Annotated in this window: 15 protein-coding genes; 10 read left to right on the top strand and 5 right to left on the bottom strand. The window is 73.8% G+C overall.

Annotation, left to right across the window (positions count from 1 at the left end; translation table 11 throughout):
* Positions 1 to 70: 70 nt before the first annotated feature.
* The 5 genes from FHP29_RS09375 to holA all read left to right on the top strand — a co-directional run bounded on the left by FHP29_RS09375 (position 71) and on the right by holA (position 6,752).
* Complete coding sequence (locus tag FHP29_RS09375; protein WP_139622595.1) at positions 71 to 1,264, top strand: Glu/Leu/Phe/Val dehydrogenase dimerization domain-containing protein; 1,194 nt, start codon at positions 71 to 73, stop codon at positions 1,262 to 1,264.
* Between the two features lie 38 nt (positions 1,265 to 1,302).
* Positions 1,303 to 2,169: a DegV family protein gene (locus tag FHP29_RS09380; RefSeq protein ID WP_139622596.1), complete on the top strand. Its 867-nt coding sequence runs from the start codon at positions 1,303 to 1,305 to the stop codon at positions 2,167 to 2,169.
* 192 nt (positions 2,170 to 2,361) lie between these two features.
* Positions 2,362 to 3,357, top strand: a complete 996-nt coding sequence (locus FHP29_RS09385) for a helix-hairpin-helix domain-containing protein (protein WP_205013989.1) — start codon at positions 2,362 to 2,364, stop codon at positions 3,355 to 3,357.
* A 10-nt stretch (positions 3,358 to 3,367) separates the two neighbouring features.
* On the top strand, positions 3,368 to 5,734 hold the full coding sequence (locus tag FHP29_RS09390) for a ComEC/Rec2 family competence protein (protein ID WP_139622597.1): 2,367 nt from the start codon (positions 3,368 to 3,370) through the stop codon (positions 5,732 to 5,734).
* Between the two features lie 46 nt (positions 5,735 to 5,780).
* Complete coding sequence (holA, locus tag FHP29_RS09395) at positions 5,781 to 6,752, top strand: DNA polymerase III subunit delta (protein ID WP_139622598.1); 972 nt, start codon at positions 5,781 to 5,783, stop codon at positions 6,750 to 6,752.
* A gap of 143 nt (positions 6,753 to 6,895) precedes the next feature.
* On the opposite strand, the gene rpsT is transcribed toward holA, so the two are convergent.
* The 3 genes from rpsT to FHP29_RS09410 all read right to left on the bottom strand — a co-directional run bounded on the left by rpsT (position 6,896) and on the right by FHP29_RS09410 (position 9,357).
* Positions 6,896 to 7,156 carry a 30S ribosomal protein S20 gene (rpsT, locus tag FHP29_RS09400; RefSeq protein WP_139622599.1) on the bottom strand — a complete coding sequence of 87 codons (261 nt, stop codon included), beginning with the start codon at positions 7,154 to 7,156 and terminating at the stop codon, positions 6,896 to 6,898.
* Between the two features lie 207 nt (positions 7,157 to 7,363).
* Positions 7,364 to 8,299: a phosphotransferase family protein gene (locus FHP29_RS09405; RefSeq protein WP_139622685.1), complete on the bottom strand. Its 936-nt coding sequence runs from the start codon at positions 8,297 to 8,299 to the stop codon at positions 7,364 to 7,366.
* A complete protein-coding gene (locus tag FHP29_RS09410) occupies positions 8,299 to 9,357 on the bottom strand; it encodes a LacI family DNA-binding transcriptional regulator (protein WP_139622600.1) in 1,059 nt (352 codons plus the stop codon). The genes FHP29_RS09405 and FHP29_RS09410 overlap by 1 nt, the downstream gene beginning before the upstream one ends.
* Positions 9,358 to 9,498: 141 nt before the next feature.
* On the opposite strand from FHP29_RS09410, the gene FHP29_RS09415 reads away from it, so the two are divergent.
* The gene (locus FHP29_RS09415; protein WP_139622601.1) at positions 9,499 to 10,947 is read left to right on the top strand and encodes a purine-cytosine permease family protein; all 1,449 of its coding nucleotides are present in this window, start codon (positions 9,499 to 9,501) and stop codon (positions 10,945 to 10,947) included.
* Positions 10,944 to 12,584 (top strand): amidohydrolase, encoded by a 1,641-nt coding sequence (locus FHP29_RS09420; RefSeq protein WP_139622602.1) that lies wholly within the window; start codon positions 10,944 to 10,946, stop codon positions 12,582 to 12,584. Before FHP29_RS09415 ends, FHP29_RS09420 begins: the two co-directional genes overlap by 4 nt.
* Here FHP29_RS09420 and FHP29_RS09425 read toward each other — a convergent pair.
* Positions 12,551 to 14,131 (bottom strand): alkaline phosphatase D family protein, encoded by a 1,581-nt coding sequence (locus tag FHP29_RS09425; RefSeq protein ID WP_139622603.1) that lies wholly within the window; start codon positions 14,129 to 14,131, stop codon positions 12,551 to 12,553. The two genes, FHP29_RS09420 and FHP29_RS09425, sit on opposite strands and share 34 nt — an antisense overlap.
* Positions 14,132 to 14,244: 113 nt before the next feature.
* Here FHP29_RS09425 and lepA point away from each other — a divergent pair, with 113 nt between their 5' ends.
* The gene (lepA, locus tag FHP29_RS09430) at positions 14,245 to 16,119 is read left to right on the top strand and encodes a translation elongation factor 4 (protein ID WP_139622604.1); all 1,875 of its coding nucleotides are present in this window, start codon (positions 14,245 to 14,247) and stop codon (positions 16,117 to 16,119) included.
* Positions 16,120 to 16,159: 40 nt separating this feature from the next.
* The gene (locus FHP29_RS09435; RefSeq protein WP_139622605.1) at positions 16,160 to 17,008 is read left to right on the top strand and encodes an aminoglycoside phosphotransferase family protein; all 849 of its coding nucleotides are present in this window, start codon (positions 16,160 to 16,162) and stop codon (positions 17,006 to 17,008) included.
* Here the strand turns inward: FHP29_RS09435 and FHP29_RS09440 are convergent.
* A complete protein-coding gene (locus FHP29_RS09440) occupies positions 16,980 to 18,026 on the bottom strand; it encodes a hypothetical protein (RefSeq protein WP_139622606.1) in 1,047 nt (348 codons plus the stop codon). The two genes, FHP29_RS09435 and FHP29_RS09440, sit on opposite strands and share 29 nt — an antisense overlap.
* Before the next feature lie 22 nt (positions 18,027 to 18,048).
* Here FHP29_RS09440 and FHP29_RS09445 point away from each other — a divergent pair, with 22 nt between their 5' ends.
* Complete coding sequence (locus FHP29_RS09445) at positions 18,049 to 18,738, top strand: MOSC domain-containing protein (RefSeq protein ID WP_139622607.1); 690 nt, start codon at positions 18,049 to 18,051, stop codon at positions 18,736 to 18,738.
* The last annotated feature ends 54 nt before the right edge of the window (positions 18,739 to 18,792 follow it).

The raw sequence follows: 18,792 nt of genomic DNA on the forward strand, positions 1-18,792 counted from the left end.
TCGACGCCGACCTGCCCACCGTGATCCACGTCCGCATGCCGCACGCACCGTCCTGTGAAGGAGAAGCCCGATGACGACCCCGACGAGCAACGAGAGCCTGCTCGAGATCACCTGGACCGACCCGGTCACCGGCCGCAAGGGCTACGTCGTGATCGACACCCTCGTGCGCGGCCTCGCGAGCGGTGGCCTGCGCCTGCGCGAGGGCTGCTCGCTCGCCGAGGTCCGCGGCCTGGCGCAGGGGATGACCCGCAAGGAGGCGCTGGTCTACGACCCGGCCGACCGCTACCTCCCCCTGGGCGGAGGCAAGGGCGGCATCGACATCGACCCCGCCGACCCGCGGGCCACCGACGTGCTGCGCCGCTTCCTCGCCGCGGTCCTCCCGGTCGTGCGCGAGCAGTGGAACACCGGCGAGGACTTCGGCCTGCGCCAGGAGACCATCGACAAGGTCGCCGCCGACCTCGGCCTCGCCTCGACGGTCGAGGCGGTGTTCGCGACCCTCGACGACGCCCCGGCGGCCCGGGAGCGGCTTGCTACCGCGTTCGCCGACCTCGTCGGCGGCATCTCGCTCGGCGACCTCGTCGGTGGGTACGGCGTCGCCCAGGCTGCGCTCGTGATGGCCGAGCGTCAGGGCATCGCCCCCGGCGGGGCCACCGCGGTCGTGCAGGGCTTCGGCTCGATCGGCGGCGCGGCCGCTCGCTACCTCGCCGAGGCCGGCGTCAAGGTGATCGCCGTCGCCGACCGCGAGGGGCTGATCCGCGACGACCGTGGGCTGGACGTCGAGGCGCTGCTCGCCGCGCGGGACGGACTCGGCGTGATCGCCCGGGACGCGCTGCCGGAGGGCGTCGAGCTCGGCGATCGGGACGCGTGGCTCGAGGTGCCCTGCGACCTGCTCGTGCCGGCCGCGATGTCCTACGTCATCGGGCCCGACGACGTCGACCGCGTGCAGGCCCGCATCGTCGTCGAGGGGGCCAACATGCCGACCCTGCCGGAGGCCGAGGCCGCCCTCGTCGCGCGCGGGATCCCCGTCGTACCCGACTTCCTGGCCAACGTGATGACCAACGCCTGGTGGTGGTGGGTCGTCTTCGGCGACGTCGCCCCCACGGCGGAGTCGTCGTACGCCAAGATCCGCGCGGTCATGCGCCGCCTCCTCACCGAGGTCGGCGACGCCGCCGACGCGTCCGGTCGCACCCTGCGCACCTGCGCCCTCGAGCTGACGGCACGCAACTCGACGGCGCTGCGGGAGCGTTTCGGGGTGACCGGCTGAGGGAGGCTGAGAGCCGGCAGAACCGATAGCCTCGGCCCATGTCGATCGTCGTGGTCACCGACTCCACCTCGACCGTCCCGGTCGAGGTGGCGGGGGCCAGCGGGGTCCACGTGGTCCCGCTGCAGGTGGTGATCGACGACGACGTCTACGACGAGGGCGACGACGAGGTCGCGCCGGATCGGCTGGCCGCCGCGCTGAAGGGCAAGCACGCCGTCAGCACCTCCCGCCCGGCGCCGGCGGTCTTCGCCGAGCTGTACGAGCGGCTCGCGGCCGAGGGCGCGACCGAGATCGTCTCCGTCCACCTGTCGGCCGAGGTCAGCGGGACGTTCGAGTCGGCGCTGGTCGCCTCCCGGCAGGCGCCGGTCCCGGTCACCTGCGTCGACACGCGGCAGGTGGGCGTCGCGACCGGGTACGCCGTCGAGTCGGCGCTCGACGTCATCGCGGCCGGTGGCTCGGCGGCCGAGGCGGCCGAGGCGGCCCGTGCCCGAGCGGCCGCGGCCACGTCGCTGTTCTATGTCAACACCCTCGAATACCTGCGCCGCGGCGGTCGTGTCGGCGCAGCCGCGGCCGTGTTCGGCGGCGCGCTGGCGGTCAAGCCGCTGCTGGGCATCGTGGACGGCGTGATCTCGCCCCAGGCCAAGGTGCGCACGGCGGCGAAGGCCATCGCCCGGCTGGAGGCCCTCGCCCTGGAGGCGGCGGGGGATCGGCAGGTCGAGGCCTGCGTGGCGCACCTCGCCGCCGAGGAGCGTGCGGAGGCCATGGTCACCCGTCTGACCGAGGAGCTCGGCGAGCGGCTGGTGCCCGCCCGCTCCGGGGAGCCGGTGCGCTGCGTCGAGCTCGGCGGGGTGCTCGGGGCGCACGTCGGTCCCGGGATGCTGGCGATCTGCGTGGCGCCCGTCCTCTGATCCGCTCGCGGACCGGAACAGGGACCGGAACAGGAACCGGAACAGGAACCGGGGCTGCCGCGACGTCACATCGGTCACTCCCGTTGCGGCGCGCGCCCTCGTCCGTCCACAGGCCCGCAACGGGTGCGCCGCCCTCCCCAGGCCGGGCCGGTGCGCGGACGTCCTGCCTCCGCCCGGACCTAGCGTGCCGCCATGTCCGTACGACGTCCCGTCTCCCGCCCCGAGCCGCCCGGGGCCGACGCCGCGGCGCGCCGGCTCGCGCTGATCGCGGCCGACCTCGGGGTCGCCCGACAGCCGGCGCCGGGCATGCCGGACCCCTCCGGCGAGCCCTGGTGGGCCGACCATACCCGGGTGGCCGCGGCGCCGCGGTCGATCACCGAGCCCGAGCGCACGCTCCCGCAGCAGCCGCGTCGTCGCGAGCGCGAGGAGCGACCGCCCGCGGAGGCGCCGGCCCTGCCCGAGCCGGGCCGCCACGCCGCCCGGCGCCGCCGCGGTCGCCCCGATCCGCGCCCGGCCCTCGCCCCCCTCGCCGATCGGCTTCCCGCGCTGGGAGTCCCGCAGATCGCGATCGTTGCCCTCGCGATCGCCGTCGGTCTCGCCGTCACCACCTGGTGGGTGGTCCGTGACCGCACCGAGCCGCTCGAACCCGTCTCCGCCGAGGCGGCCTCGCCGTTGGTGGCGACCACCGCGGGGTCCGGCGCCGAGGACCCCGACCCGTCGGCCTCTGGCGCGCCGAGCGAAGGCGCCCCGGCAGCGGCGAGCGTCACCGTCGACGTCGCGGGCAAGGTGCGCCGCCCGGGGATCGTCGTGCTGGCAGCCGGCGCGCGGGTCACCGACGCGCTCCAGGCCGCCGGGGGGCCGCGCAAGGGGGTCGACCTGACGCCCCTCAACCTGGCACGGGTCCTCGTCGACGGCGAGCAGATCGTCGTCGGCGCTCCGGCGACCGGGTCCGCTCCGTCCACCGGCAGTGCCGGCGGTGCCGGTGGGGGCTCGGGGCCGCTCGTGAACCTGAACACCGCCGGTCTGTCCGAGCTCGAGTCGCTGCCGGAGGTCGGTCCGGTGACCGCCCAGTCGATCATCGCGTGGCGGGAGGCCCACGGCGGGTTCACCAGCGTCGACGAGCTGCTCGAGGTGGACGGCATCGGCGACAAGACGCTCGAGCAGATCAGCCCCCACGTGACGGTGTGACGTGGCGGCGATGGTGCGGTCGGGTCGACCCGAGCAGGACACCGGACGCCGTCCGAACTCCCGGACGACGGCTCCCGACCTGCGCATGCCCGCCCTGGGTGCCGCGGCCTGGCTCGGCGGGATCGTGGCCCACCACTCCGGGCGACTCGGGTACGCCGGACTGGTCGGTCTGGCCGGTCTCCTGTGGGTGTCGGCCCCGCGGCTGCCGCCGGGTCGGCTCCGACTGCTGCTCGCCGTCCTCCTGGTCGCGGCGGCGGCGGTCACCGGGACCGTGCTGCGTCACGACGCGGTGCGCGCCTCGCCGCTGCGCGACCTGGCCGCGGAGCGTGCCACCGCCGACCTCGTCGGCACGGTCGTGTCCGACCCGCGGCGCATCGACGGCGTGGCGGGCCCGCAGGTCGTGGTCCGGCTCCGGGTGCGCGAGGTGACCTCGCGCGGGCACCGGCTCCGCACGGGAGGCTCGGTCGTCGTCATCGGGGCACCGGGCTGGACCGAGGCCGCGCTCGGCGAGCGGGTCCTGGCCGAAGGACGGCTCGCGACCTCCGACGATCCCGGTACGACCGCCCTGCTCACCGGCGCGCGCGACCCGACCAGGATCCGCGGGCCCGACCCATGGTGGCGTGGGTCGGCCGCGGTGCGCGCGTCCATCCGGCGCGCCGTCGAGCACCGGCCCCCGGACCAGGCCGGTCTGGTCCCGGCGCTCGTCGACGGCGACGACGCGGGCCTGCCCGACGCGGTGGAGCGCGACTTCCGGACGACGGGGCTGACCCATCTGACCGCCGTCAGCGGGACCAACCTGACCCTGGTCGTCGGCTCACTGCTGCTGCTCGCCCGGGCGGTGGGGGTGCGGCGTCGCTGGCTGGCGGTCGTCGGCCTGGCCGGGATCGCGGGGTTCGTGCTGCTTGCCCGGACCGAGCCGAGCGTGCTGCGCGCGGCTGTGATGGGGACGGTCGGCCTGTTCGCCTTCGGCCCGGACGGACGGCGCCGCGGACTTCGTGCCCTCGGCGTCGCCGTGGCGGGCCTGGTCCTGGTGCAGCCCGATCTCGCGGTGGCAGCCGGCTTCGCGCTCTCGGTGCTCGCCACGGCCGGGATCGTGCTCCTCGGCCCCTCCTTGGCCCGGGCGCTGGCGCGCTGGATGCCGCGCGGCCTGGCCGACGCGATCGCGGTCCCGACGGCCGCCCAGCTGGCCTGTACCCCGGTCATCGCTGGCCTGTCCGGCGAGGTGAGCCTGGTGGCGGTCGGCGCCAACCTGCTCGCCGGGCCGGCCGTCGGTCCGGCGACGGTCCTCGGTCTCGCCGGAGGCCTGGTCGGCCTGGTGTGGCCCTGGGCCGGTCGCCTGTGCGGGACCCTGGCCGGCTGGAGCGTCGGCTGGATCATCGCGGTCGCCGAGCACGCCGCCGACCTCCCCGGGGCAGCCATCGGCTGGGGGAGCGGGGCGGGGGCGGTCGCCGCCCTGACCGGCCTGTGCCTGCTCGTCGGCGTGACCCTGGCCCGGCTGCTGCGCCATCGCGCGCTCGGCGCGCTCCTCGCCGTCCTCCTGCTGCTGGTCGTGCTCGGCGTGCCCGGCCGGCTCTGGTCGGCGGCGGCCGGCCGGTGGCCTGCGCCGGGATGGGTGCTGGTGGCCTGCGATGTCGGGCAGGGCGACGCGCTCGCGCTGGCCGTCGGCCCTCGGACCGCCGTCGTCGTGGACACGGGTCCCGATCCGCGGGCGGTCGACGGCTGCCTCGACCGCCTGGGTGTCGAGCAGGTGCCCCTGGTGATCCTGACCCACTTCCATGCCGACCACGTCGACGGCATCGACGGCGTCCTGGACGGCCGGAGCGTCGGCGCCGTGGAGACGACGGCGCTGGCCGACCCGCCCGGCGGCGTCGCCCTCGTGCGGCGGGCGGCGGCCGCCCAGGGGGTGCCGGTCAGCCTGGCGTCGTACGCCACGACGCGCAGGATCGGCACGGCGACCATCCAGGTGCTCCACCCCGACCTCCCGGAGCAGGTCGACGGACCGGGCGACGGGAGCACCGCCAACGACGCCAGTGTCGTCGTGCTGGTCGAGGTGGCGGGCCTGCGAGTGCTGCTCACCGGGGACCTGGAGCCTCCCGGCCAGGCCGAGGTGGCGGCCCTGGTGGGCGACCTCGACATCGACGTGCTCAAGGTCCCGCACCACGGCAGCTCGCACCAGGACCTCGACTGGCTCACCTCGCTGCGGCCCGAGGTGGCGCTGATCTCGGTCGGCGCCGACAACGACTACGGCCACCCCTCGGCGCAGGTCGTGCGCGGCCTCGAGGGCGTCGGGGCGCAGGTGCTGCGCACCGACCGGGACGGCGATGTCGCGGTGGTGGCCGACGGCGCCGGCGAGGCGCGCGTCGTCACCCGTCGGTGACCGGTGCCGGGGATCGACTGTCGGGAGCGTGTGGGAGGGTGAGCACATGCGGGCCGAGGACGTGCTGGGACGGGTCATCCTGGTCACCGGCAAGGAGGAGTTCCTCGGCGCACGGACCGTCGACGACGTGAAGGCAGCGGTGCGGGCCCACGACGCCGAGGCAGAGTTCGCCGACAGTGCCGCCGCCGACCTGACGCTGGCCACGCTGGGCGAGATGGCGGCGCCGTCGCTGTTCTCGGCCGTGCGCTGCGTCGTGGTCCAGGGACTGGAGAACCTGCCCGAGGAGTCGGTCGACGGCCTGCTCGGCTACGCCGCCGCGCCGGTCGACGACGTCGCGCTGGTGCTCGTGCACGGTGGCGGGCAGAAGGGCAGCGGCGTGCTCACCAAGCTGCGCAAGCTCAAGACCGTCACCGAGCACAAGTCCGAGGAGCTGCGGCCCTCCGACTACCCGGGCTTCGTGGCCGGTGAGGTCCGCCGGCTCGGCGCCACCATCGACCGCGAGGCCGCCGACGTGCTGATCGAGGCGATCGGCCGCGACCTGCGCTCACTGGCCGGGGCAGCCCACCAGCTGACCAACGACTTCCCGGGGGAGCGGATCGGCGAGACCCAGGTCCGCCGCTACTTCGGCGGCCGGGCCGAGGCGAAGTCCTTCGCCGTCGCCGACGCGGCGTTCGCCGGCCGGGACCGCGCCGCCCTGGAGGAGCTGCGCTGGGCGCTCGACTCCGGGACCGCGGCGGTGCTCATCACCTCCGCCTTCGCGGGCAGTGCGCGCGGCCTGGCGCGGATGGTCGGCGCGCCGCGCGGCATGCGTGAGGCCGACCTGGCCCGCGAGGTCGGCGTCCCCCCGTGGAAGCTGCGCACGCTGCGAGACCAGGCCCGCGGCTGGAGCGAGCCCGGGCTGGCCCGCGCCATCCGGGCGGTCGCGCAGGCCGACGCCGACATCAAGGGCGCGGCCAGCGACGCGTCGTACGCCCTCGAGCGGCTGGTGCTGACCATCACCGCGCTCCGCCAACGTTGAGTTGCCGCCCTCTCACCGTCGAGTTGCCACTTCCTGACCGTTGAAATGCCGAAAGAGCGGCGGTCGGGGACCGCCGCTCTTCCTTCTCGAGAGGAGAAGGTGGCAACTCAAGGTGGCTCAGGACCGGAGCCAGCAGGAGGGTCTCAGAGAGACGAGGCCTGCTTCGCGATCGACGACTTGCGGTTGGCCGCCTGGTTCTTGTGGATGACGCCCTTGGAGGCGGCCTTGTCGAGCTTCTTGCCGGCCTCGCGGGCCAGGGTCAGCGCGCTGTCCTTGTCGCCGGACTCGGCGGCCTCGCGGAACTTGCGGATCGCGGTCTTCAGGCCGGACTTGACGGCCTTGTTGCGCTCGTGACGCTTCTCGTTCTGCTTGTTGCGCTTGATCTGGCTCTTGATGTTCGCCACGGGGTACTCGCCTTAGCTGTCAGGTGGGATGCTGGTTCTGGTCCGGAGCGCGTCTCGATCACCCTGGTCCCGGCCCGTCCTCATCGCTGGCACGAGGCCGGCAGAGGCGGGCAGGAGGGAACGCGGAGACGCGACCAGCAAGGCTAACAGTGGGTCGATCCGCCGCCCAAATCGGGCAGCGGGCGCCGGACGGTCGGCGGGCCAGGGTCAGCCACTCCAGCCGAGCCGTTCGGCGAGCCAGTCGTCGATGACGTCGCGCTGCCACGCCTGGGCGGCGCGCAGGTGGGGTGAGGTGGCGGGGACGGGCTGGTCGGCGCTCGCGGCGACGTAGCCGAGGACGAGCGCCAGGAAGACGTCGATGTGGTGGGCCGGGACCGTCGCGAGGAGGGGATGGGCGGCGAGATGGGCATCGACGTCGAGCCCGTCACCGCGGGGGCCGATCAGGAGCAGCAGCGAGTCGAGCCACGCGGCGCCGACGGTGGGCCAGTTCCAGTCGCACAGCAGGGCCGTGCCGTCGGGCCGCAGCAGGATGTTGTCGTCGCGGACGTCGGTGTGGACCACCGTGTCGCCGGCGACGACCTCGGCGTACTGCTCGGCCAGCGCGCGCAGCTCGGCCGCACGCGGGTGCGCGACCCGCTCCCACAGCGCGGGCCACGTCGCGAACTCGTCGACGGCGCGCCCCAGCGCCGGGGCAGGCGCGGGGGTGAGGGCCGCGGCCAGCGCGACCGTCATCGCCGAGGAGGCGGCCAGGTCGTCCTCGGTCCAGGGCCGGTGCGGCGCCCGCGCCTCGACGTACTCCGTCGCGAGCAGGAACCAGTCCGCGACATCCTCGGTCCACAGCAGCCGCGGAGCGGGTGCGTCGACCGGGAGCACTGCCAGCTTGCGGGCCTCCTCGCGGTAGGCCTCGGCGACGACGCGCTGCGCCTTGGTCGAGGCCGCCTTGACGAAGGCGCGCGAGCCGTCTGCGCAGACGAGCACGGAGGCGAAGCCGGGCGTGAACCCGGCGTCCTGGGACATGGTCTCGACGACGGGGGAGCCGAGGCGCTCCTCGACCGCGCGCCGCACGAGCGGGGGCAGGTGCACCCAGGCCAGGCGCCGGGCGGTCCGGCCGTGCGGGATGACGGTGGGGAACACGGTGTCCATCATGGTCGAGGGCCCAGAGCCTGGCCGGGTGGGTCCGCGGGTGCGGAGGAGGCTCGCACGACGAGATGTCCCACCGGCCGGCCGACGGGCGGCGGCGGGCGGCCACCGAGCCGGGCGGCGAGCGCCTCGACAGCGCGCCGGGCGAGCTCCTCGGGCTCGAGGTCGATGGAGGAGATCGTGGGGCGAGCGCTGCGCAGGCTCTCGGCGTCGGAGCCCGCCACCACGCGGACGTCGTCGGGCACGCGGAGACCGCGCTCGGCGAAGCCGGCCACCAGGCCGAGCGCGTGGTCGCTGGTGAGGGCGTAGACGCCGTCGGGGACCGCCCCGGCGTCGAGCAGCCTGCCCGCGGCCTGGTGCCCGCCGCCGTCGAGCTCCTCGGGCACGCGCACCGTCGACGGCGTCATCCGGCGGTGGGCACACCACCGCTCGTAGACCGCGACGGAGCGCAGGTTCCACTCGTTGCGGTCGGTGCCGGTGACCAGCGCGATCCTGCGGGCGCCGCCGTCCCAGAGGTGGTCGAGGGCCAGGGCGGTGAGCCGTCCCGACTCGATGTCGACGTGGGGAGCGGTGTCGGGCCCGTCGGCCGAGCGACCGGGCACCTCCCCGACGGTGACGAAGGGGATCCCGGCGCTGGTCAGCATGGCGACCAGCGGGTCGTCGACGACCGGCTCGGTGACGATGAACCCGTCGCTGGCCAGGGCCGCGCCGGCCGCACGGGGCCCGGTCGGGTCCGAGACGAGCATGAGTCCCAGGCCCTCGGCGAGCGCGGCGACGGCGGCCGCGCCGGCGAAGCGGGAGAAGTAGTCGACGTCGTAGAGGAAGTCGGGCCGCAGGGCGTCGAGCTGACGGGCGACCAGGGCGATCACCCCGAGCCGGTTGTTGCGCAGCCCCTGGGCGATGACGTCGGGGTGGTAGCCGAGGTCGTGAGCGGCCGTGCGCACCCGCTGCTGGGTCGCGGCCGCGACCTTCCCGTTGCCGCTGAAGGTGTGGGAGACGGTGGTGACCGACACGCCAGCGCGGCGGGCGACGTCGCGGATCGTCGGGCGGCGGGTGCTCACGTGCCTCACGGTAGGCCCGGCCAAACCGTTTTGGCCACGGTCGGGCCAACCCTGGCCCAAATCGGTTTGGCTATCTAGCGTGACGGTCGACACACCGACGACGTCCGGCGTCCGCACCGGCCCAGCCACCACGGGGGAACCATGGCCATCGACCAGACACCGACGCCCGACGCGGGACCGTCCGCCGCGGGCGGCGCCCTCGACGACGGACTGCTGCCCGGCCACGTCGAGGCGCACGGGATCGACGTGATCCCCGACGAGGAGCGGCACGGCACGGCCCGCAGCCTGTTCGCCCTCTGGGTGGCGCCGAACGTCAACTACCTCGCCTTCGTCGTCGGCGGGGTCCTCATCCTGATGGGCCTGTCCCTGCTCCAGGCGGTGGCCGCCGTGGTCGCCGGCTCCCTGTTCTCGATCGCGACCGGCATCGTCGCCGTGACCGGCCCCGCGTCCGGTACGCCGAGCCAGGTCGCCACCCGCACCATGTACGGCGTGCGCGGCAACCGGGTCGCGATCGCGGTCAACGGCTGGTTCGTGTCGCTGTGCTACATCGCGCTCAACTGGGTGACCGCCTCGGTCATCGGCTTCGCCCTCACCGAGCGGATCGGGATCGGCTCCTCCACGCCGGTCCAGGTCGTGGTCGTCCTGCTGATCGCCAGCGCGACGACCCTCATCTCCGTCTACGGCCAGGGCCTGATCATGCGGCTCTACGGCCCGCTGTCGGCCGGTCTCGCGGTCGTGTTCGTGGTGGTCTCGGTGTTCCTGGTCGCCGAGGCCGACTTCTCCTACGCGCCTCCGGTGGCCCTGCACGGTGCCGATCTGTGGATCACCTGGATCGCTGCCGTCACCCTCATCGCCGCCACCCCGCTGTCGTACACGATCAGCTCCGACTTCGCGCGCTACCTGCCCCGCGAGACCAACCCGGTGGCCGTCGCCGCCTGGACCACCCTGGGCAACGTCGTGCCCAACCTCGTGTTCCTCACCGTCGGCGCGCTCGCCGCCACGGTCACCGACCTGTCCGACCCGGAGGCCGGCCTCAGCGGCATCGTGCCCAGCTGGCTGATCACGGTCTTCATGGTGGCGATCATCGTCGGCATCCTGGCCAACAACGCGCTCACGACGTACAGCTCCGGCCTCGCTCTACAGGCCGTCGGCCTCCCCTTCAGCCGCGTCGGCAGCGTGCTGGTCACGGCCGTGATCGGTGCGGCGATGACGCTCTACGCGCTGTTCGTCTTCGACTTCCTCGACACCGTCAGCAGCGGGCTGGTCCTGCTCATCACCCTGGTCGGACCGATCATGGCGATCTATGTGAGCGACATCTTCCTGCGCCGCAACCGGTACGACGGCGGCGAGCTCAGCGACAGCACCCCCTCCTCGCGCTACTGGTACACCGGCGGCGTCAACCTCGCCGGGGCGATCGCCTGCCTGACGGCCTTCGTCGCCTCCCTCATGTGCGCCAGCACCGAGGCGTTCACCGGGCCGGTCGCCAAGGCGCTCGACGGCCTCGACCTCTCGCTGCCGGTCGGCATGATCGGCGCCTCGGTGCTCTATGTCGTGCTGACCCGCCTGCTCTACGGAAGGACCGCCGCGTGACCACCCCGACCACGTCCACCGAGACCCTGCTCCTGCGCGGCGGTCGTGTCTTCACCGCCGACCCCGACCGCCCGTGGGCCGAGTCCGTGCTCGTGGTCGATGGCCAGATCCACGCCCTGGACGCGCCAGCCCCCGAGGGCGCGACGGTGGTCGACCTGGACGGCGCCTTCGTGCTGCCGGGCTTCGTCGACGCCCACACGCACCTGGTCGAGATGGGTGCCGCCGCGGGCGAGGTCGCCCTCGTGGACGCCGCCGACATCGGGGAGATCCAGGCCCGGGTGGCCGCCGCCGCGGCCGAGGGGCGTGAGCGGGTCATCGGCAACGGCTGGCTCTACCCGGCGCTCGGCGGCCGGCAGCCGCACCGGGCGCTGCTCGACGCCGTCGTGCCCGACGTCCCGGTCTACTTGCAGGCCAACGACCTCCACTCGACGTGGGTGAACTCCGCGGCACTGCGCGAGCTCGGCATCGACGCGCACACCCCGGACCCGGTCGGCGGCACCATCGAGCGCGACGAGAACGGCGAGGCGACCGGTCTGCTGAGCGAGATGGCCGCGCTCGGCCTGGCCCGCTCGTTCCTCGCCGGCCAGGTCACCGACGCCGACCGCGACGCCTGGCTGCGCACCGCGTGCGCGCGCTATCTCGCCGACGGGGTGACCACGGTCGTCGACATGGGCGTCGAGGCCCACGACCTGGCCGCGTTCGAGCGGGCTCTGGCGGCGGGCGACCTGCCGCTGCGCATCGTGGGCCACTGGCTGATCAAGCCGGCCGCCACCGCGGCCGAGAACCTCGCCCAGGTCGAGGCGGCCATCGAGCACGCGCGCCGGCTCGACGGGGATCGGCTGCGCGTCACCGGCATCAAGATCATGGCCGACGGGGTCATCGACAGCTGCACGGCCTCGATGGCCAAGCCGTACGCCGACGGCAGCAACGCCGCGCCGATCTGGGACCGCGAGGCGCTGACCCCGGTCGTCGTCGCCGCCGACGCCGCCGGCCTCCAGATCGCGATCCACGCGATCGGCGACGAGGCGTCCGCGATCGCCCTCGACGCCCTCGAGGAGGCGATCCGGGTCAACGGGCCGCGCGAGCGCCGGCACCGGATGGAGCACCTCGAGGTGGTCTCGACCGACGGCATCGCCCGCCTCGCGCGCCTGGGTGTCGTCGCCTCGATGCAGCCGGTCCACGCCGACCCCGCGATCCAGGACAACTGGCGCGCCATGCTCGGCGACGAGCGGGTGGAGCGCGGCTATCCGTGGCGCGAGATCACCGACGCCGGCGGGGTGCTCGCCTTCGGCACCGACGCCCCCACCGCGCCGCACCCGCCGCTGCCGAACATGTACGTCGCCACCACGCGGCGCTCCGCGCTCGTCGAGGGCCTGCCGGCCAACACCCCGCATCTCGCCGTGCCGCTCGCCGAGGCGCTGACCCACGCGACCCGGGACGCGGCGTACGCCTCGCGCCTGGAGGGTGTCGTCGGCACCATCGCGCCCGGCATGTCGGCCGACCTGGTGGTCCTCGACAGCGACCCGTTCGCGACCGCACCGGAGGATCTGCTCACCACGCAGGTGCTGCGCACCTTCGTCGCGGGCGTCGCGCAGGGCGACTCTCAGCGCGCCGAGGGGTCCAGCGTCCGGGTGTAGATCGCCGACCCGACGACGTCGCGCAGGCTCACCGTGAGCCGGCCGGTGCGCCCGTCGACCTCGACCTCGCCGAAGAACTGGAAGCCCTGCGCGGGCGAGGTGTTGGCGGCGGGCGGCGCGGCGACGAAGTCCGCGACCGGCCCGAACGTGCCGTCGAGGGCGTTGGGGCCGAACGCCCCCGCGTTGAGCGGGCCGGAGACGAACTCCCAGAACGGGTCGAATTCCTGGAAGGACGCCCGGTCGGGGGAGTAGTGGTGGGCCGCCGTGTAGTGCACGTCCGCGGTGAGCCACACATGGTTGCGGATCCCGGCGCGGTGCAGTGCGGAGAGCACCCGCGCGATGTCGATCTCGCGGCCGAGCGGAGCCCCGGCGTCCCCCTGCGCGAGGCCCTCCTGGGCGCTGGCGCCGTCCGGTACGACGAGTCCGAGCGGGAGGTCGGCCGCGATCACCTTCCACGTGGCGCGGGAGCGCTCGAGCTCCGCGATCAGCCAGCGGGTCTGCTCCTCGCCGAGCACGCCGCCGTCGCCGACGGTCTCGCGGTCCCCGGTGTTGGGGTCCTTGTGGGTGCGCATGTCCAGCACGAACAGGTCGAGGTGGGGCCCGTAGCGGATCACGCGGTAGACGCGGCCCTCCGGGTCGGGGGAGATCGGCGCGACCGGGACGTACTCGTGGAAGGCCTGGCGTGCGCGGGCAGCGAGGACGTCGATGCTCTTCTCGGTGTAGCGGGCGTCCTGCAGCACCTGGCCGGGGAACCAGTTGTTGCGCACCTCGTGGTCGTCCCACTGGGAGATCTGAGCGGTCTCGGCGAGGAAGGCGCGCCAGTTGTCGGCCATCAGGTTGTAGCGGTACTGCCCGCGGAACTCGGTCAGGGTCTCGGCGACCTTCGCCTTCTCGGGGATGACCAGGTTGCGCCAGGTCGAGCCGTCGGGCAGCGCGACGCTCTCCTGGACCGGCCCGTCGGCGTACACGTTGTCGCCGCTGCACAGGAAGAAGTCGGCGTCGCGTGCCCGCATCGCGTCGGCGATCCGGAAGCCGCCGTACGCGGGGTTGACGCCCCAGCCCTGGCCGGCGATGTCGCCGGACCACAGGAACCGTACGTCGTCGCCCCGGCCCGGCGCGGAGCGCAGGTGGCCGACGGCGGCCTCGCTCGACGCCCGGTGGTCGTCGAGGCCGACGGCGCGGATCCGGTAGTGCAGGTCGACGCCGTCGGGCAGTCCGTTGAGCAGGAGCCGGCCGGTGTGGTCGGTGTCCGGCGTGACCACGGGGCCCGGGACGGTGCGGACCCGTCGGAAGGACGGATCGCGGCTGATCTCGGCGACCAGGCGGGCCGGGCGGTCGGCCTTGGCCCAGAGCACGGCGGAGCCGGTGCGCACGTCGCCCGACTGGACACCGAGGGGCAGCAGCGGCCGGTCGCGGCGCACGAGCAGCGGCACCGCCGCGGCGCGCCCGGGCAGCTCGGCGACGAGGAGACCGGTGGCCGCGGCGGAGCCGGCGGCCCCGCGGAGGAGGGAGCGGCGGGAGGGCAGGGCGGGCACGTCGGAGGCCATGGCCCGCACCCCATCGGGGGGAGACGAACGAGAGGGTGCCCTGCGGGGTGCCGACGGTGAACCGCCGACGGCGAATTCCCGAACCCGACCGCCTTTGGGAGAATGGCCGCACCATGCCCGCAGCCCCCGCCCCGCAGCCCGGTCGTACCGACCCCGCGATCATCCGCAACTTCTGCATCATCGCGCACATCGACCACGGCAAGTCCACGCTCGCCGACCGGATGCTGCAGCTGACGGGGGTCGTCGACGAGCGCGCCACCCGCGCGCAGTACCTCGACCGGATGGACATCGAGCGCGAGCGCGGCATCACCATCAAGTCCCAGGCCGTCCGCATGCCGTGGACCGTCAAGGACGACAACGAGGAGGGCGCCGCGCCGGGCACCTACATCCTCAACATGATCGACACGCCCGGTCACGTCGACTTCACCTACGAGGTGTCGCGCTCGCTCCAGGCGTGCGAGGCCGCGATCCTCCTGGTCGACGCCGCGCAGGGCATCGAGGCGCAGACCCTCGCGAACCTCTACCTCGCCATGGGCGCCGACCTCCACATCATCCCGGTGCTCAACAAGATCGACCTGCCCAGCGCCGATCCCGACAAGTACGCCGAGGAGCTGGCCGGCATCGTCGGCTGCGACCCCGACGACGTGCTCCGGGTCAGCGCCAAGACCGGTATGGGCGTGGAGAAGGTCCTCAACGAGATCGTCCGGCAGACCCCGCCGCCGGTCGGCGACGCGAGCGCCCCCGCCCGCGCGCTGATCTTCGACTCCGTCTACGACACCTACCGCGGCGTGGTCACCTACGTCCGCGTGGTCGACGGCAGCCTCAAGCACCGCGACCGGATCAAGATGATGTCGACCAACGCGGTCCACGAGATGCTCGAGGTCGGCGTGATCAGCCCCGAGCCCGTGAAGGCCGCCGAGATCGGCGTCGGCGAGGTCGGCTACCTCATCACCGGTGTGAAGGACGTGCGCCAGTCCCGCGTCGGCGACACCGTCACCTCCCAGCACCACGGTGCCACCGAGTCCCTCGGCGGCTACCAGCACCCCAACCCGATGGTCTACGCGGGTCTCTACCCGATCGACGGCGACGACTACCCGGTGCTGCGCGACGCGCTGGAGAAGCTCCAGCTCAACGACGCCGCCCTCACCTACGAGCCGGAGACCTCCGGCGCCCTCGGGTTCGGGTTCCGGGTCGGCTTCCTCGGCCTGCTGCACATGGAGATCACCCGCGACCGGCTCGAGCGGGAGTTCAACCTCGACCTCATCTCGACCGCGCCCAACGTCGTCTACGACGTGCACATGGAGGACGGCAAGGTCATCGAGGTGACCAACCCGAGCGAGTACCCCGACGGCAAGATCGCCGAGGTCCGCGAGCCCGTCGTCCGCGCCACGATCCTCAGCCCGTCGGACTACATCGGCACGATCATGGAGCTGTGCCAGGAGAAGCGCGGCAACCTCCAGGGCATGGACTACCTCTCCGCCGACCGCGTGGAGATGCGCTACACCCTGCCGATGGGCGAGATCGTCTTCGACTTCTTCGACCAGCTCAAGAGCCGCACCAAGGGCTACGCGAGCCTCGACTACGAGCGCTCCGGCGACCAGGCCGCCGACCTCGTGAAGGTCGACATCCTGCTCCAGGGCGAGCCGGTCGACGCCTTCTCCGCGATCATCCACAAGGACGCCGCCTACGCCTACGGCGTGATGATGGCCGGCAAGCTCAAGGACCTCATCCCGCGCCAGCAGTTCGAGGTCCCGATCCAGGCCGCCATCGGCGCCCGCGTGATCGCCCGCGAGAACATCCGTGCCATCCGCAAGGACGTCCTCGCCAAGTGCTACGGCGGCGACATCACCCGCAAGCGCAAGCTCCTCGAGAAGCAGAAGGAGGGCAAGAAGCGGATGAAGATGGTCGGCCGCGTCGAGGTCCCCCAGGAGGCGTTCGTCGCCGCGCTCTCGACCAGCGGCCCCGCCGGCGACAAGCCGAAGAAGTAGCCGGCCGCGACCGGTTGGCCGCCTCTGCTGGGATGGGGTCGTGCCGCTCCTCGCGATCCGTGACCTCCTCGCGGACTGGTCGCTGACACCGGACGGCGACCCGCGGCAGGGCAGCGGCTCGATCGTCGTCCCGGTGACCACGGCCGAAGGCGTGCCCGCGGCGCTCAAGGTCGGGGCGGCCGGCGAGCGTCCGGGACACGAGCATCTCGCCCTCCAGCGCTGGGGCGGCCGCGGTGCGGTCCGGCTGCTGCGTGCCGACCCCGGCCGCCGGGCGCTGCTGCTGGAGCGGCTGGAGCCGGAGGACCTCTCGGAGCGCTGGGACGTGGAGGCCTGCGAGATCGTGGCGAGCAGGTACGCCGACCTGCACGTGCCGCCGATGCCGCAGCTGCGCTCCCAGGCGACGCTCCTGCGACGCCAGGCCGACGAGCTCGCGCGCGACGCCCACGGCGTGCCGGTCCCGCGGCGCCTGGTGGAGCAGACCCTCGCCCTGGTGCGGGACCTGGTCGCCGATCCGCCGGTAGCCGTCGTGCACGGCGACCTCCACTACGGGCACCTGCTGCGCGGCCGCCGCGACGGCGAGCGCACCGGCGAGCACGATGAGGGCGCGTGGCTGGCGATCGATCCCGACCCGGTCAACGGCGACCCGCACTCCGAGCTCGAGCCGATGCTGCGCGAGCGGTTCGACGAGTACGCCGCACCGTGGGCCGCCGGGTCCGTGCGCGACGGCATCCGGCGCCGGTTCCACACGCTCGTCGACGCCGCCGGGCTCGACGAGGACCGCGCCCGGGACTGGGTGGTGGTGCGGTCGGTGCTCTCCGCGCACCGGGAGCGGGCCGACCGGGACCGGGTCACCGCCCGCATCACGGTGGCGAAGGCGGTCCAGGACTGACCCGGACCGAGGCGACCAGGTCGTCGTACGTCGAGCGGTGGGTGCGCCACCACGCAGGCGTCGCGCCCCACTCGACGCGGGCGGCGGCGCTCTGCAGGACGACGATCCGCCAGGTGCCGGGCGGCTCGTAGCTCTCCGTCTCCTTCTCTCGCACGACCAGCCAGGTCAGCCGGTCGGCGGGCTGGCCGTCGATCCGGCCGACTCCGCGCTCCAGCCGCACCCGCTGCGCCTCGGGGTCGTGGCGGACCCGGGCGGCGAGGTGGTCCAGGGGCGGGGGAGTCGGGTCGACCGCGCCGTACTCCAGCAGGGTGGGCGATCCCTCCACGGAGATCCGGCAGTGGTCGCCGTCGCGCTCCACCCAGCCGATGTCCTTCGGCGGCGAGAACGACAGCGTCGGCCGGTCCGCGCGGCCCCAGGACGGGCAGCGAGCCTCGGTGCCCTCGACCAGCGCGACCGAGCGGCGCACCAGGTCGAAGGCGTCGCGGTCGAGCTCGACGTCCTCGGGCACGGTCCAGGACAGGCGGACACCGGCGGCCAGGACGACCAGCGATCGCGTCGGCGAGCCGTCGTTGTAGGAGCGCCAGGCGAGCTCCTCCCCACGGACGCCGTCGAAGCCCGGGACGCCGGTGTCGTGGACGATGTCGCTGACCGCGTCGTCGCCCCCGTCGCCCCTGTCGGCCTCGAAGGGGTCCAGGTGTGTCCGGCGCCACTGGGTCAGGGTCCGCGTCGGGGCGATCTCCACGCCGATGCCGCGGTCGAAGTCCTGGCTGAACGAGCAGGAGCCGCCCGACGCCTGCCCGCCGGTCGTCGTGACCGGCACGACCAGGCGAGCGGTCAGGCCGGTGCCGTCGCCGCGCAGATCGGGGCACAGCACCTCGCGGTAGCCGGCCGGGACGCCGGGCGTCCGTGCCGGGAACGGGTGCGGCGCGACGGGAGCGGGACCCGCCCCGGATCCGTCGCTCCCACGGCAGGCCGCCAACCCGAGCAGGAGACAGCACAACACCAGGATCCGCGGCACCTGCCGAAGGTAGCCTCGGCGCATGCAATTCGTGCGCACCATCAGCGTCGGCCGCCCGCAGGACAAGGACTGGGCCGGCATCGGGCGGACGTCGATCGACAAGCGCCCGGTGACCGGTCCGGTCGCCGTCCACGGGCTCGGCATCGACGGCGACGAGGTCTCCGACACCCAGCACCACGGCGGGCCGGACCAGGCGGTCTACGCCTACGCCCGCGAGGACCTCGACTTCTGGGAGGCCGAGCTCGGCCTGCCGATCCGCGACGGCCTGTTCGGGGAGAACCTCACCACCGAGGGGATCGACGTGAACGCTCTGGAGATCGGGACCCGCCTGCGGGTCGGGGAGCCCGGCGTCGGCGTGCTCCTCCAGGCGGTCCACGTGCGCACGCCCTGCAACGACTTCAAGGGCTGGATGGGGGAGAGCGGGTTCGACCCGCGCTCCTGGGTGAAGCGGTTCACCGCGGAGGCTCGCCCCGGCCCCTACCTCCGCGTGCTCGAGACCGGCACGATCGCGCCGGGCGACTCCATCGAGGTCGTGCACGTCCCCGGCCACGGCGTGACGATCCGCGACCTGTTCGTGGCGCTCAACACCGACCGGAGCCGGCTCCCCGACCTCCTGGTCGTCGACGGGCTGCTGCCGAAGGTGCGCGCCAAGGCCGAGGAATTCGTCCAGAGCACGGCCGGTTCGCTACCTCCTGCCGAGCCCGTGGCTTAGGTTACTGCCCAGTCAACCAGGACCAGTCACCTCAGGCGAGCACCACCGAGCATC

It is taken from the genome of Nocardioides albidus (assembly GCF_006335005.1).
GTDB lineage: Bacteria > Actinomycetota > Actinomycetes > Propionibacteriales > Nocardioidaceae > Nocardioides > Nocardioides albidus.

Bases quoted from the DNA above. Each gene is read 5' to 3' on its own strand.
- FHP29_RS09375 (WP_139622595.1), top strand. From the start codon at position 71: ATGACGACCCCGACGAGCAACGAGAGCCTGCTCGAGATCACCTGGACC.
- FHP29_RS09380 (WP_139622596.1), top strand. From the start codon at position 1,303: ATGTCGATCGTCGTGGTCACCGACTCCACCTCGACCGTCCCGGTCGAG.
- FHP29_RS09385 (WP_205013989.1), top strand. From the start codon at position 2,362: ATGTCCGTACGACGTCCCGTCTCCCGCCCCGAGCCGCCCGGGGCCGAC.
- FHP29_RS09390 (WP_139622597.1), top strand. From the start codon at position 3,368: ATGGTGCGGTCGGGTCGACCCGAGCAGGACACCGGACGCCGTCCGAAC.
- holA (WP_139622598.1), top strand. From the start codon at position 5,781: ATGCGGGCCGAGGACGTGCTGGGACGGGTCATCCTGGTCACCGGCAAG.
- FHP29_RS09405 (WP_139622685.1), bottom strand. From the start codon at position 8,299: ATGGACACCGTGTTCCCCACCGTCATCCCGCACGGCCGGACCGCCCGG.
- FHP29_RS09415 (WP_139622601.1), top strand. From the start codon at position 9,499: ATGGCCATCGACCAGACACCGACGCCCGACGCGGGACCGTCCGCCGCG.
- FHP29_RS09425 (WP_139622603.1), bottom strand. From the start codon at position 14,131: ATGGCCTCCGACGTGCCCGCCCTGCCCTCCCGCCGCTCCCTCCTCCGC.
- lepA (WP_139622604.1), top strand. From the start codon at position 14,245: ATGCCCGCAGCCCCCGCCCCGCAGCCCGGTCGTACCGACCCCGCGATC.
- FHP29_RS09445 (WP_139622607.1), top strand. From the start codon at position 18,049: ATGCAATTCGTGCGCACCATCAGCGTCGGCCGCCCGCAGGACAAGGAC.